This window comes from Herpetosiphon sp. NSE202 (assembly GCF_042688385.1).
In the GTDB taxonomy this organism is placed as follows: Bacteria; Chloroflexota; Chloroflexia; order Chloroflexales; family Herpetosiphonaceae; genus Herpetosiphon.
On record NZ_JBHUPY010000013.1, the window covers coordinates 131,320 to 145,807 of the forward strand.

Below are 14,488 nucleotides of genomic sequence, written 5' to 3' on the forward strand. Positions count from 1 at the left end.
TCGATTAATGTTGATCGTCGGCCCAGCGTAGGCGTGCAGCCAAGCCAGTCGGCGCATCATCGTGATAATGGCGAATCGTGGCGACAATGGTTGGCGAACAGCCAGCCGCTGCTGCCAAATCGGCTCCCAACGGTCCATGATGGGCATAGCGATAGATTGAACGACACCACCAACGTGGCTTTTGGGCGGCCCAAGCATAAAATTGAGGAGCAAGCTGCTTCCAGACCACCGCAATTCCATACCACAGCAACGATACTGGCTGACCTTGACGATCTACCTTACCAGTGTCGTGATACAAGGCCAGATGCAGCAATTCGGCATCCTGCTCGCCTGCAGCAACCAAGGTTGCATAGACATCAAGGCAATGGCGTTGATCATAGAGCGGCATGCGTTCAAATAATGGATACTCGTTGCTGGCCAGAACTTGGCGCACCAAGGCGCGTTCAGCAGGTGTTACCTTGGCCCGTAAGGCCGCCCAGAGTTGGCCTAAGCGCGTGATCGCACTCATGAAAACTCCTAGGCTTCAGCATGCTCGTGGCTATGGCCAACTGCATGGCAACAACCAGACATCGGTAACACGATCCGTTGAAATAATTGAAAAATCGGCGCAATCATCGCATCCAAAATCCGTGGGTCAAGATTAAGCCGCGTCAGATTGAGCCGACTCAGCATCCATGGCAAGATGATCAAAATCATGAGCACAATATTGGCTGGGCGGCGCAAACGCTCCATCTGCGTGGCCCAACCTTGCGGCAACAAGCCAGCAAAGGTGTTAAAGCCATCGAGCGGTGGCAAGGGCAGCATATTAAAGGCCGCTAAGCCAATATTGGTCATAATCACGTAGTAGAGAAAGTTGTAAAGTTGGGGAGAAATCCACGCGCCGCCATCGATGTACAACGGAATTGCAAAGATTGAGGCCAACAATAAGTTGCTGGTTGGGCCTGCCAACGACGAAAGCGCAAAGCCCCGTCGCCCCCAGCGAATGCGAAATACGTTGATTGGCACTGGCTTGCCCCACGCCATTGGCGCATAGCCTAGCATCACAAACAGCATCATAAATGCGCCCAGCGGGTCGAAGTGCACCACCGGATTGAGCGTAACTCGGCCTTCTTGGGCTGCGGTTGGGTCGCCCAAACGAAACGCCACAAATGCATGCGAAAATTCATGCACCGTTACGCCTAAAACAATCGCCACCAAGCGCATCACAAAATCATTCATATCCATTTGCATACACGGCTCTCCCCACGAGCAACAGCATTATCAGGCTGTATCCTACCACGAATTAGCCGCGCCTAAATTGCAATCAAACTTCGACCAATACGTTGGGATTTGGTTGGTGAATATTGGGAATCGAAATCATAAAAACCCAAAGCGTAAACTGGTACAATTGCTGCCAGCTGTATTTGAATTGAAGGAATGCGCAATGCCAATCCGTGGATGTTTGATTGATCTTGATGGCACGATTTATAGCGCTGGCACGATTATCGAGGGAGCGGTGGCGGCAATCGAGCAATTACGGGCTACTGGCTATCAATTGCTTTTTCTGACCAACACCGATTCACAATTGCCCGCAACCTTGGCTGCCAAACTGCAAGCCCGCCACATCCCCATTCAAGCCCATGAAATTATGAATCCCTTGCAAGCAATTGCTGAATATTTGAGCAATCACAAGCCAAATTTGTATATTCTGGCTCCCCAAGCTGTCAAAACGTGGTTTGAGCAGCAATATCCGCCGCAGCCAGATCAGCCAATTAGCCATGTTGTTTTAGCGCATTGTGGCGAAGTCGATGGCTATAACAGTCTCAATCTGGCGTTTCGGCAGCTGTTGCATGGCGCAGAATTCCTGGTGAGTCAGCCAGGCCGCAATTATCTTAGCAACACGGGCCTGAATCTTGATACCGGAGCGTTTGCGGCGTTGCTAGAATATGCCAGCCAAACCAAGCCGACGATTCTTGGCAAGCCAACCAAAGCCTTTTTTGAACAGGCGCTGCATGCGTTGCAACTCTCAGCTGAGGAAGTTGTGGTGGTCGGCGACGACTTAACCACCGATATTGTGGGGGCGGCCAATAGCGGCATGGCCAGTGTTTGGTTGCGTACTGGTAAGGGCCACGATCAACAATTAACTGCCGATTCGCCCCAACCAACCTGGACACTGGCGAGTATTGCCGAGTTACCAGCACTTTTGGCTGAGTTTAATGGTTGATTGAGGTTCCCTCACCCCCCAAGCCCCCTCATTTCAAGGGTAGGGTTTGAGCGATTGGTCGGCGGTAGAGCGTTCCCTCACCCCCCAGCCCCCTCTCCCACGAAAACGCGGGCGAGGGGGAACAGCCGTTTTTACCAACGAATTGCGCAAGAACCACAAAATTAAAGCCCCTCGCCCGCCGCGTGGGAGAGGGGTTGGGGTGAGGGGATCTTCTATTACTCAGGGTCGACGACTGCTACGGTACAGCGCGAGACACAGATCAAACGATCTTGGTCATCGTTGATGCGAACTTCCCAGACTTGGGTGCGTCGCCCGCGATGCAAGGGTGTGGCCACACCAGTGACTACGCCGCTGCGCACTGAACGCAGGTGGTTAGCGTTGATTTCGACTCCAACCACCAGTTGGTTGTTGTGCATTACATTGGCCCAGCCAGCGACCGAGGCCAGCGATTCGGCCAAAACCACCGATGCGCCGCCATGGAGCAAACCAAATGGCTGATGGACTTTGCGCTCAACTGGCATCGTCGCCACAACCCGATCCAAACTGACTTCGGTAAAACTGATGCCGAGTGTGTCAGCAAGCGTACCCCGTTGAAACTCGTTCATGGCGCTTACATCAGGCAAATCGGTCATACACCCTCCTTGGTGCTGATTGCTCGTAAAGCAACATAGAAACTTGAACCTTGGTTCGGCACACTGGTTGCCCAAACCCTACCACCCATCGCGGTCACGAGGCCTTTGACGATTGCTAAGCCCAAACCTGTGCCGCCAGTCTCGCGGGCGCGAGCTTTATCGGTGCGGTAGAAGCGCTCGAAAATGGTCGCCGCCTCGCTTGGGTCAAAGCCTGCCCCAGTGTCGTGAATCCCCAAAATAACTTCACCAGCACTTTGGCGAGCAGTCACGCGAATTTTACCACCTTGCGGGGTGTAGCGAACCGCATTTTGCAAGAGATTGACTAAAACTTGCTGTAAGCGTGATGGATCTGCTTGGACGTAATCAAGCTGTTCGGCGCTCTCATTTGCCAGCTCTAATTGTTTTTCGCGTGCGGCTAATTGCATGCGATTAACCGCCCGATTGACCACCTCGTGCGGTTCTAGTTCAACGGGATTGAGGCTCAATTGGCCTGCATCGGCCAACGAAAGGGTGCGCAAATCTTCAATCAGATGATTAAGCTGTTGCACTTCCTCGCCCAATGAGCTAATCACCGCAGGCGTAGGCTTGCTCACGCCATCCTCGATGCTCTCAAGCTCAATTTGTAGTACGCTCAAGGGTGTACGCAGTTCGTGGGCGATGTCGGCCACCATTTGGCGGCGCACCTGTTCAGAGCGCTGTAGCTCGTTGCTCATCGAATTAAAGGCTTGGCTTAATTCGGCAATTTCATCGTTGCCCGACTCGTCGACTTGCACCGAGCGCTCGCCTTGGGCCAATTGATGCACAGCATTGGTTAAGCCGCGCAAGGGAGCTGCCAAGGTGCGCGCTAAGCGAAAGCCAATCGCTAAGGCCAAAAGCGCGGTAATTGCTCCAGCCAGCCAGATATTACGCCGCACCATGCTCAAAAAATAATCTTCATCTGCACCGAATTGACCTTCGTTTGGCCGCACAATCACCGTGCCAATCACCGTGCCATTTTCGGCGCTAATCGGCTCGCCGCGCTCAATATCGCGTTGGGTCACGTTGGCTGGCTGCTTGTTGGCCTTTGGGCCACGGCCACGACTATCAAACACCACCTCGCCTGTGGTATCGACGACAATCACATGGCGCATTTGCGGCAGCATGAAGGGTCGCGGGCCAAGTTTCATACAGCGCTGACCATTAAAATTCCAGCTGCCAATAATCTCGTAGCAATCGGCTAGAGCGGGGGCAAACTCTTGGGCTGCTTGTTTAGCCTGTTTTGTAGCAAGATCATTAAAATAACGATTGACGGTGAAATTCGCCACCGCCGTGATCAGCAAAATTGCAACGAGCGCAACTGCGATGTGGGTCAATAATAATTTTCGTTGCAGTTTCATAGCTTATTCCGCAAATTTATAGCCAATGCCAAAGACGGTCACAATGTAGCGCGGCACGCTGGGATTGGGTTCGATTTTACGCCGCACATTTTTAATATGGGCATCAACGGTGCGATCGTAGGCCTCGCCTTCTTCGCCTTGCACTGCATCAAGCAATTGGCTGCGGCTCAAGGGGCGGCCAGCTGAGCGCACCAACGTCACCAATAAATCAAATTCGGTTGGAGTGAGGCTGGTAATTGGCGTTTGCTCAATTACCACCGTTCGACGCTGCAAATCAATTTCAATCCCTTGTTTGCGCAGGATCATTGGTGGCTCTAGCTCGCCGTTAACGCGGCGGAGCACTGCTTTGATGCGGGCCACAACTTGGCGCGGCGAAAATGGCTTGGTTATATAATCGTCAGCGCCCAACTCCAAGCCAGCCAACGAGTCAACTTCTTCGACCCGCGCAGTGAGCATAATAATCGGGACGCTCGATTCGGCGCGCAGCGTGCGACAAACCGTAAAGCCATCAACAACTGGCAACATCAAATCAAGCAAAATCAAATCGGGCTGCTCACGACGGGCCATATCAAGCCCAATTTGGCCATCGCTGGCGGTGAGCGTGCTATAGCCTACGCCTTCTAAATAATTTTGTAGGCCGATGGCAATTTTGCGCTCGTCTTCAACAATTAAAATTTTTGCGCTCATACAAGCCTCCACTGGTGATGCTGGTATTGTAGCCCGAACCCGTGAAGAACCTGCGAAGAAGGCCTATTTGCGCGCGAAAACCAGCCGTTTGCGTTGCTTGTTGCTCAATACATTGTAGATAAAAACCCCAAAATCAAAATGCTCCTCGTCAAGGCTGGCATTATCGTTAGGAATTAATGGCGCAATCCAAGCTGGCGGCGTGTAGTTCCAGCGCAAACGCTCATAGACATGTTCATAGACAATCAGGGTATTGGTTTCGCCGCGAATGACATCGGCGCTGGTTGCATCGCTAATTTGTAATTCGCGCCGATTCAAGCGCAAAAAAAGCCCACGCGGGGTGCGATAAAACACCACAGCACTGCCCGGCCCCATCGAAATCAGGCCGTCAATCGCACGAGGATTGGAAATTTTCAACGGGGCTAAGATCGCGTCATCAGGATCAAAAAAATAATGTGAGTGGTAGCGAGCAAACTCTTGCAAAATCATAGGCTATCTCGTCCATAGCAGCTGGCACAATCAGCGCAGGTTAGCCCAAGCCTTACAGCCTAACGCAACCTTATAACGCGCACATAAAACCCAGTATCTGCCCTACTAAATCCTGTCGTAATTGTAAAGCAAATGCTGGTTTGCGAACAATCGACACAATCAAGTGGATGAACCTAGCATGGATTAGCAGCCACCCAAAGCTTGGATGGCTGCTAAAGCAACGAATTATTGAGCTTGTGAAACGTAACGAATCAGCTAGCGGCGTGCCATTGGCAAGTACGAACGGAAGCCCGATGACCAATCGATCGCCATATCCGTGCCGCGCACTAAGCCAAGTGGTTGATATTGGCTAATTTGTGGGAAGACCAAGCCCAAGCGATTGTTGCGCAAGCGACGCACCACAATCTCGCTCAAAATCGTGCGGTAATCGGTGGTGATTGCTAGGTCAACGCCATGGTCGAGATCGACGTTGGCTAAGCCTGGCCAGCGCCCGAAAATTCGCCCGCCATTGACGTTGCCACCCAAGACCATGGCCAAATTGCCGTGGCCATGGTCGGTGCCAGCGCTGCGATTGGCCTTCAAACGGCGGCCAAATTCGCTCATCACCACGATGGTCAATTTGCTGTGGTAATCGACCAAATCGTTGTAGAAGGCATGCAGCGAACGGGTCAAAACATCAAGTTGGTTGCCCAAAATTGGCACTTGCGATTCGTGAGTGTCCCAGCCACCAAAATCGAGGGTTGCCACTTGCAAACCAACGTCGAGCTTGATCATCTGGGCAATAGCTTTGAGCGAATCCGATAGTCCGCCAGCGGGATAGGTTGTAATTGGCACATACGGGTTGGCTGGGTTGCGGGCCTTGACCGCAGCAATTGAGCTCAGCAAGCGGGTTGCTTGGGCATCGATCATACTGCCAGTTTTGGTATAAATTTCGTTTAATGCTGCTTGTTGCTGCGCGCCATAGGTGCCATAACCTTGCATTGCGTAGCGCTGTACATTCGAAATCGTCACTGCATTGGGGCTGCCAAGCAACGACGCTGGTAACGCCGAACCGGTCGACATAATTGGTACAACCCCATCGGGGCTGGTCGCAGCCATGTGGCGGGTTAGCCACCCAGTGCTGGTCGATTTATTGTCGGGTGTGCCACGTTCCATAAAATCCATGGCATCGAAGTGGCTGCGCGTGCCGTTGGTCAAACCGCTGGCGTGAATAAAAGCCAAATCTTGGCTATCGAATAATTCTTTGAAGGCAGCAGCCTTGGGGTGCAGCCAAAACGGCACACTGCCCATTTGGCCTAGCTCTAGGCCAGCGCCAGTGCCAGTGCTTAGAAAAGTAATCGTGTTGCGGGCTGCTTGAAAATTGGCATCATCAAGCGGCGAAACAATGCCTAAACCATCACAGCCACCGCGCAAAAACACCACGACCATAATATCGCGTTGAATATCGCCTGGCTCGGCAAACGCCAAACCACCCAACCGACCACCAGCCATGGCTGCAATCGCAGTGCTACAGCCAACCACAAATTGACGACGAGTTATTTCCATTGCAGCCTCCTAGCGGGTATAAAATTCAGGGAGCATGCCAATCATGTGCACAAGGCTGCTCAGGCGTAATTTCACATCGTTTGCACTGCCAACGGGCACGGCATCGAGATTGCCAGCTTGGCCCATCAGGTTGAGCAATTTGGTTTTGACCAAGGCCGAAGGCTGATAGCCCAACATGCGCATAACCCAGTAATCAACAATCTGGCGCACGGTGGTAACATTGCTTGGCATTTGGCCCTGCAAATCGAAGGTTGCCGGCGGGAAGTAGGCTTGCTGCAAGTGGAATAAGAGGTTCCATGTGTTCAACAAGGCGTTACTGCTGCTCCAATAACCACTTTCGTCGGGGTGGCCGGTTGGGGTTGCCCAGTTGAACATCCGATAACCACAGATCGTAATCCAGCTAAATAATTCAGCAGTTGGCTTGACTTCTGCGCCAGTTGAGCGCAAATAGGCGGCCACAACCTCGTTTGGGCGGCGAATTTTGCCACCCCAGGTTGCTAAAAATTCTGGGGCTAGCAAAATTGCCCGAATGGTTTTCTTAATTTGGTCGGGAGCATCGTAGTTGGTTGTCCATACGGCGACAGCTTTATCGACCAATGATTTTGGTGGATTATCGCTGACCAAACGGCGGCAGAGTTTGGTGCAAATATTGCGAATCGTGGCCGGATGTTTGGCAACGAGATCCAAAACTGCTTTGCCATGGACTTGCGGGCCGGCATTGGCATTTAAGAAGTTGGCCAGCACAATTTTTTGGGCGTTATCATTCCATGTGTCAACATAATGAAACACGCCAGTATTGGGAATACCGCCAACGCCGTCGGCAACTGTCCAGCCGGTGAAGGCCCGCGCTGCCTCGTATACATCTTGGTCAATATAGCCAATTGGGCGGCCTTGGTTGTCGCGCGGCACTTCTTGCCAATTGTCATAAATATTATTGAGATAGTTTTGCGAGCCAAAGGTGTGCAATTCAAACAGTTCGCGAGCAAAATTCTCGTTGGCTGGGCCGTCGCGACTGGTCGAATTATCGAGGTAGTAGAGCATGGCTGGGCTGGTTGCAACCGCTTCCAAGAACTTGCGAAAGTTGCCAAAACAATTGGCGCGAATCACGGTTTTATCGTAGTGCGGCCAAAGCGCCGAGATGCGGGTATCGCTATAGGCCCAAACATTAAAGTGATTGTGCCAAAAATCGGTCATAATTTCGAACAATTGCCATTTGCTGTAGATGGCGCGAATCCAATTGGCAGCCACGACTTCATCAACCGGACGAATGCGTTCAGTATTAGAAGGATGTACTCGTAGCTCCCACAACTCGGGCTGGGTTTTGTTCAGCGTGACCAAGCCGCGCATTTCATCGACTGCTGGAAAGCCCGTGCCTGCTGCATAGACGATCCGCAGTTTTGCGTTGGCGATACGGGTGTTGCAATCGGTATCGGCGGCGAAATTGGGGTTGAGTTGTTCATCGACATAGGCGGTGAGGCCCATCGTACGCACGCGGGCATAATCGCCTGATCGTGCGCCGTAGGCCATGCGCGAGAGCGCAATGACCTCGAATGGTGGCTTTGCCATGGCTTCAGTTGCTGAGGGTTGTAGCGGTGCTGCATCAACATCCTCATGAACGACTGCACCTGTGGCCCCTACCGCAGCGCCCAACAATAACTGGCGACGCGAAAGCGACATACAGACTCCTTAAAAGAGCTAAAAAAATAAACCTAGGCCAAATGATAGGCGTTAGTCTAACCAGCTTTAAGCAATCTTATATTAACCGAATGTTAATTTATTATGAGGATTTAATCGATCTCGTAAGTGTGAGAAGCACGTGCTACAATCACCTTTGTGTTGCGGCTGCCATGCGCCCTTTTTTGCCAGCAATCTGTCTGGGGCATCGGTTGCAAAATCGTGTGAGAATAAGGAGCCTGCAATGGAAGCAACGTTTTGGATCAACTCTTGGCAACAAGGTGGAAGCGCAACTAGCTTTCATCGGCGCGATATTCACCCCTATCTTGAGCATTTTGCGACACCCGAATTTTTGCATGGCAAGCGCGTACTCGTGCCGTTATGTGGCAAAACCAACGATTTGCGCTGGTTTAGCCAATATGCTGCCGAAGTGATTGGGGTTGAACTGGTGACTACGGCAATTGAGCAATTTTTTGCCGAGCAAGAGCTTGATTACGTGCAACCAAACCCAACCACCTATGTTTCGGGCAATATCACCATTCTCAATCGCGATGTCTTGAGTTTAACTACTGCTGATGTTGGCAAAATTGATTTGGTTTATGATCGGGCAGCGCTGGTAGCCTTGCCCCACGAGATGCGCAACAACTATCGCGCCACGATCGATCAAATCTTGCCAGTTGGCGGTCAGCAAATGATTATTACCTTGGAATATGCGCCGACGATGGCAACACCGCCGTTTAGCATTACCCCAACCGAGATTGAGTTTTATTATGGCGAGCGCTATTTTATTAGCCATTTTGCCGCTCCTAGCCAACCAGAACACCGCATGGTTGCAAAATTCAACTTGCAATTTCTCAAAGAACATGGCTTTTTGATTACGCGCTTTCAGCAGTAAGAACGAGGTGTCAGGGGTTAGGGGTCAGGGATCAGGGGTTAAGTTTTTAACGCGAAGGTGCAGAGGAACGATGGCTATTGGCTATTGACTTTGGGCTATCGGAGTTTAGTTTGAAATTCTAAAACGTGTTCCGATAGCCGTTAGCCTGTAGCCAAATCCCCCTTCGTGTCCTTCGTGGATCAAACGCGAGCCAATCCCCAATCCCTAACCTCCGATCCTCAAATCGTATGTTCTATGCTCTCGTTCTGATCCCAATGCAGCCACTTAAGCTCGATTGGCTGCTGGCCAACGCCGCGAGCTTGGATTCGCTGTGGTTGGTTGGGCAATAGATCAAGTAGATTATCGCTCCAGTGAACCGCATCGCCCGCTTGCAACCAAACCCCTTTGGCTGGCCGTTGGCTACTGATTTCAAGCCAATCGTCGGCTAAGCGGGTGATACTAATCTGCGGTTCATAGGCTGGCAGATATTTGAATGGCTCAGGCCACGAGCTGGCCCGTGCTACCACTGCACCATCAACCAGCACTTGCATGCCAACCACGGTTTGATCAGTTAGCGCTATTTCGAAGCTTGTGATTGGGTTGGTTTGATTGGCGGCTAATTCGTGCGTGTAGTTTTGCTCAAATAGCAATCTGCCTTGCAAATCGTAGCCTGTAATGCTGATGCTTGCATTGCTTGATTTGAGCGTGCCATTGACCACCCACGCCTCAATTTGGGCCTTGCTGCGCTGTAGGCCTGCGCTAATCGGCGCTAGCTCGCGGCCAATGCTATAGATAGCGGGTTTATTGCGCAACGCCGAATCGATAATGGCCCAGCTAATCACCGGCCAACAATCGTTGAGTTGCCAGACCAACGCTCCTGCAACTGCATACCGACCTGGGCCAGCCCAGCGCCGCCGCCAGCCGCGATAGGCCGCAGCCAAAGCTTCTGCTTGCATAAACTGAGTTGCATAAACATACGATTCAAGCGTGTTTTCAAAGCGCAAGGTATCGTTGAGATAAACCGCCAAGCGGCGTGCGCCACCTTCGGATTTGTTGTGGTGCTCGACGACGCGGCTTTGGGGATAGCGCTGATCTGCGGGCAACACGCTCAACAAGGTTTGCAAGGCGGCGCTTGATTCCATGCCAAACTCGCTGACAAAGCGGCCTTCGTACTTGGGATAGTCTTGGTAGGGAGCCATCGCGCTATGCCAAACATCCCAAGTGTGGCGGTCGCCTCTGGTTTTATCATAGACATCGGCTCCGCCGTAGGGGCTGCCTGGCCAATACAACGTCGTGGGGTCGTATTGGGCGCATACCTTAGGCAGCAAGCGCTCGTAGATTTCGCGCGCTGGAAAGCTGGTTTGGGTAAAATCGCCCTGAAAACTGTGATCGTAGGCATTGAAGGTTTGGGCAATTTGATAATCTTCGTTGTTGCCACACCACAGCACAATCGAGGGATGATGGCGCAAGCGCTGGACTTGGGCGATTGCTTCAGCCTCGACGCTTGCCAGAAATGCCGGATGGGCTGGATACATGCCGCAGGCAAACATAAAATCTTGCCAAACCAGCAAGCCTAGCTCATCGCAGAGATCATAAAAATGATCAACCTCGTAAATACCGCCGCCCCAAATCCGAATCATGATCATATGGCTATCCACCGAGGCTTGGAGCAAGCGGCGATAGGTTTCGTTGCTGATCCGATTGGTTAGCAGATCGGCTGGAATCCAATTTGCGCCGCCACAAAACATGGGCACATTATTGATTTCAAACAGAAATGTTTCGCCTGCTTCGTCGCGCAATGGCTCTTGCACCAAGCGCACGCGGCGCACGCCAAGCTGCAATTCGCGCTGATCAAGCTGCGTTTGGCCAGCAAATACGCTCACCGTCAAGCGATAGCGATTTTGCGCGCCATAACCATGTGGCCACCAGAGGCTTGGCTGATCGACGCGAATGGTGTGTTGAACGCTGCCAGCACTGACTGCTTGATGCTGTTCAGCAATTAGCTCGCCTGCTGGATTCCACAATTGAATCAAAACCGCTGTATCTGCTGCCGCATCCGCAACGGTTGCAGTTACAACAAAATCAGCAGTTGAGCAATCGTCAGCAACCGTGATTGGGCATTCCAGATCGCTCAAACGCGTCGCGCCCAATTCAAGCGTGACTGGCAGCCATGGGCCAGCAGTTAACAACGCCGGACCCCAATCCCAGCCATAGTGATATTGGGCTTTGCGTAGGTATAAACGGCTGGGATCGCCATTCCACACGCCGAGCTGGCCCATTTCTGCTTGCAACGCATGGCCATGCTTCAATGCCGAGCGAAATTCAATCAGCAATTGGTTGCTGCCAGCCTGCAATTGGTTGCTGACAACGGCACGTTGGGGTACAAACATATTGTCGCTGCTGAGCAATTCCTGGCCGTTGAGCCAAACTGTGGCGATGGTATCCAAGCCTGCGAAGTGCAAGGCTGCTGGTTGCTTGGCTTGTTCAGCGCTCAGCTCAAAATTGCAGCGATAGAGCCAATCGACATCGCCAACCCACTGTACATCAAGCTCATTCATCCCATCGAATGGATCGGGAATTTGGTTGGCGGCAAGTAATGCTTCGTAAATCGTGCCGGGAACTGGCGCGGCAATCCAGCCCTCGCTGCTGGTCGCATCAGCGAGCACGGTGTGTTGAGGGTCACGTTGTTTGGCCTGCCATGCTTGCTGTAATGCGAGCTTTTGCATGAATAATTCTTTCTTTGCCCCAAATAGTGAGGGCAAGCTATATAGTAGGTGTACTGGTACATCAGGTTAACCACCGCCTGATCCCCTCACCCCAACCCCTCGCCCACGTGGCGGGCGAGGGGCTTTAATCGCGTGGTTCTGCCGCACTGCGTTGGTAAAAACGGCGGCTCCCCCTCGCCCGCGTTTTCGTGGGAGAGGGGGCTGGAGGGTGAGGGGACACAGTTGCCAAGCCAATGAACCAGTACAAGTAGGGGTTAGAGATCAACTATCATATTTCTAGCCCGTAAACTGGCCCCTGAATCCTGATCCCTGAATCCTCGGCTACACATACGCCCGTAACAATTCGGCGCTTGGCTCGGGATAAAGTTGATATTGACCTAATTGGGCGGGCACGATCACCGACATGCCATGGCTTAATTCAAGGCTGCCTGTGCTCCAACCAAGGCTACAACTGCCGTTGATCACCGTCCAACAATCAAAACTGGTTACCGAAGTGCTCAACGATTGAATGCTGTTGAGCTGCCAATGCTCCAAGCTGAAGAATGGACAGCGTACCAGCAAGCGTACATTTGGATTGATCTGCATTGGCTCAACCAAGGCTGGCTCGGTTGCTGCAAAATCCAAGACCTCGAAGGCTTGTTCAAGATGCAGTTGGCGGGGCAAACCTGTGGTCGCATCGCGCCGATCATAATCGTAGACCCGATAGGTTAGGTCGGATTTCTGCTGAATCTCGAACAACACCACGCCTGGGTTGATTGCATGAATCGTTTTGGCTGGCACAAAGACCAAATCGCCAGCGCTGACTGGCACTTGGCGCAAAAGCTCTGGTAGCGTGCCAGCGGCGAGCGCTGCTTCACAGGCTTGGCGCGTGGTTGCCTCGCGAAAGCCATGGACGACCTCGGCTCCGCTTTCTGCTTCGAGAATGTACCAAGCCTCAGTTTTGCCGTGAAATCCCGTTGCGGCCTCGTGGGTGTGGGCGTAGGCATCGTCGGGATGGACTTGCACTGAGAGCGGTTGGGCAGCAGCAATGAATTTCAACAACAACGGAAAATCATGGCCATAGCGTTCGTTGGTGGTTGTGCCAACCAAGGCTGGGCCAAATTGACTGGTGACCTCGGCTACGGTCTGACCAGCCAACGAGCCATTGACGATCAGATTTTGATCGTAGACCTGCCAAACTTCGCCGAGCTTGCTGTGTTCTGGGTTGGGCAAATGCAGCCAGCGAGCCAATTGGGGACCACCCCAAATTGGCTCGACATAACGCGCTTGGGTCAGCAACGGATAGAGCTCGATGACGCTCATGCAGTGCGTTCCTCGTTGCCCCAAAGCTTGGCTAGGAATTTGAGTTTTTCAAGGGTTTGGAAGTTTTCGCCGCCTTCGTGCCGATTGAACTGCCAAACCGTAATGTCTTTTGGCCCAGCATAATGGTTGTAGGCTGCAAAGACGGTCGATGGTGGGCAAACATCATCCATCAAGCCAACCGAGAACAAGCTTGGGCTGGTGGCGCGGGCTGCAAATTGGATACCATCGAAATAATCCAAGGTGTTGAATACTTGCTCGATTTTGGTGCGATGGCGAGCGCAATATTGGGCAATTTCGGCGTAGGGATAGCTATCGACCATAGTGGTGGCGCGGCGATAGTGGCACAAAAATGGCACATCGGGCAAAACGGCAGCCACATCTGGTTGTAAGCCTGCTGCCGCAATCGCGATGCCGCCACCTTGGCTGCCACCAGCCAAGGCCACTTTGCTGGCATCGACCAAGGGATGCGAACGAGCAGCTTCGATTGCCCGCACTGCGTCGGTGAACAAGCGGCGGTAAAAATAGGTTTGCGGGCTGAGTACGCCGCGGGTCATAAAGCCTGGAATTTGCGGATTGCCACCCTCAATTTCGGTGTCGGGCGTGTCGCCAGTGCGCCAGCTTGAGCCTTGGCCACGATTATCCATCGCAAACACGGCATAGCCAGCGCTTGGCCACAACAGCCAATCGATCGCCAAGCCACGGCCTCCGCCATAGCCAATATATTCGACAATACACGGCAGTGGCTGGGTGGTGTTGCGTGGCAACAAGAACCAGCCTTTGATTGGCTGGCCGCCATAGCCGTTGAAGGTCACATCGTAGGCTTCGATTAAGGGCAAGCCCATATCGTACGGCTCGAAGGTTGCATTCAAGGGATATTGACGGGCATCAGCTAAGGTATCTTGCCAAAACTGGTCAAAATCTGCTGGCTCGGTGCGTTCTGGGCGATATTCGCGCAGCTGCTCTAAGGGCATGTCAAATTGCAT

13 protein-coding genes are annotated in these 14,488 nt (G+C 52.5%); 2 read left to right on the forward strand and 11 right to left on the reverse strand.

Annotated features, from left to right (window positions below; translation table 11 throughout):
* Positions 1-4: 4 nt before the first annotated feature.
* Both ACFMKP_RS17020 and ACFMKP_RS17025 read right to left on the reverse strand, forming a co-directional pair.
* Positions 5-508 (reverse strand): hypothetical protein, encoded by a 504-nt coding sequence (locus ACFMKP_RS17020; protein WP_382293426.1) that lies wholly within the window; start codon positions 506-508, stop codon positions 5-7.
* Between the two features lie 8 nt (positions 509-516).
* On the reverse strand, positions 517-1,230 hold the full coding sequence (locus ACFMKP_RS17025) for a site-2 protease family protein (RefSeq protein WP_382293427.1): 714 nt from the start codon (positions 1,228-1,230) through the stop codon (positions 517-519).
* Between the two features lie 193 nt (positions 1,231-1,423).
* Here ACFMKP_RS17025 and ACFMKP_RS17030 point away from each other — a divergent pair, with 193 nt between their 5' ends.
* Positions 1,424-2,203: an HAD-IIA family hydrolase gene (locus tag ACFMKP_RS17030; RefSeq protein ID WP_382293429.1), complete on the forward strand. Its 780-nt coding sequence runs from the start codon at positions 1,424-1,426 to the stop codon at positions 2,201-2,203.
* Positions 2,204-2,418: 215 nt separating this feature from the next.
* Here ACFMKP_RS17030 and ACFMKP_RS17035 read toward each other — a convergent pair whose 3' ends face one another.
* From ACFMKP_RS17035 to ACFMKP_RS17060, 6 genes are all read right to left on the reverse strand, one after another.
* Positions 2,419-2,835, reverse strand: a complete 417-nt coding sequence (locus tag ACFMKP_RS17035; protein ID WP_382293431.1) for a hotdog fold thioesterase — start codon at positions 2,833-2,835, stop codon at positions 2,419-2,421.
* Positions 2,832-4,211, reverse strand: coding sequence for an ATP-binding protein (locus tag ACFMKP_RS17040; RefSeq protein ID WP_382293433.1), 1,380 nt, complete (start codon positions 4,209-4,211; stop codon positions 2,832-2,834). The genes ACFMKP_RS17035 and ACFMKP_RS17040 overlap by 4 nt, the downstream gene beginning before the upstream one ends.
* A gap of 3 nt (positions 4,212-4,214) precedes the next feature.
* Entirely contained in the window at positions 4,215-4,898 is a 684-nt protein-coding gene (locus ACFMKP_RS17045) for a response regulator transcription factor (protein WP_382293435.1), read from the reverse strand.
* Positions 4,899-4,961: 63 nt separating this feature from the next.
* Positions 4,962-5,384: a hypothetical protein gene (locus ACFMKP_RS17050; protein ID WP_204754278.1), complete on the reverse strand. Its 423-nt coding sequence runs from the start codon at positions 5,382-5,384 to the stop codon at positions 4,962-4,964.
* A 255-nt stretch (positions 5,385-5,639) separates the two neighbouring features.
* A complete protein-coding gene (locus ACFMKP_RS17055; protein WP_382293437.1) occupies positions 5,640-6,929 on the reverse strand; it encodes a DUF1501 domain-containing protein in 1,290 nt (429 codons plus the stop codon).
* 9 nt (positions 6,930-6,938) lie between these two features.
* Positions 6,939-8,606: a DUF1800 domain-containing protein gene (locus ACFMKP_RS17060; RefSeq protein ID WP_382293439.1), complete on the reverse strand. Its 1,668-nt coding sequence runs from the start codon at positions 8,604-8,606 to the stop codon at positions 6,939-6,941.
* Positions 8,607-8,847: 241 nt separating this feature from the next.
* Here ACFMKP_RS17060 and ACFMKP_RS17065 point away from each other — a divergent pair, with 241 nt between their 5' ends.
* Positions 8,848-9,498 (forward strand): thiopurine S-methyltransferase, encoded by a 651-nt coding sequence (locus tag ACFMKP_RS17065; RefSeq protein WP_382293441.1) that lies wholly within the window; start codon positions 8,848-8,850, stop codon positions 9,496-9,498.
* A gap of 218 nt (positions 9,499-9,716) precedes the next feature.
* On the opposite strand, the gene ACFMKP_RS17070 is transcribed toward ACFMKP_RS17065, so the two are convergent.
* The 3 genes from ACFMKP_RS17070 to ACFMKP_RS17080 all read right to left on the reverse strand — a co-directional run bounded on the left by ACFMKP_RS17070 (position 9,717) and on the right by ACFMKP_RS17080 (position 14,488).
* The gene (locus ACFMKP_RS17070) at positions 9,717-12,203 is read right to left on the reverse strand and encodes a glycoside hydrolase family 2 protein (RefSeq protein WP_382293443.1); all 2,487 of its coding nucleotides are present in this window, start codon (positions 12,201-12,203) and stop codon (positions 9,717-9,719) included.
* 321 nt (positions 12,204-12,524) lie between these two features.
* On the reverse strand, positions 12,525-13,505 hold the full coding sequence (locus ACFMKP_RS17075; protein ID WP_382293445.1) for a type I phosphomannose isomerase catalytic subunit: 981 nt from the start codon (positions 13,503-13,505) through the stop codon (positions 12,525-12,527).
* Positions 13,502-14,488 carry an acetylxylan esterase gene (locus tag ACFMKP_RS17080; RefSeq protein WP_382293447.1) on the reverse strand — a complete coding sequence of 329 codons (987 nt, stop codon included), beginning with the start codon at positions 14,486-14,488 and terminating at the stop codon, positions 13,502-13,504. Before ACFMKP_RS17080 ends, ACFMKP_RS17075 begins: the two co-directional genes overlap by 4 nt.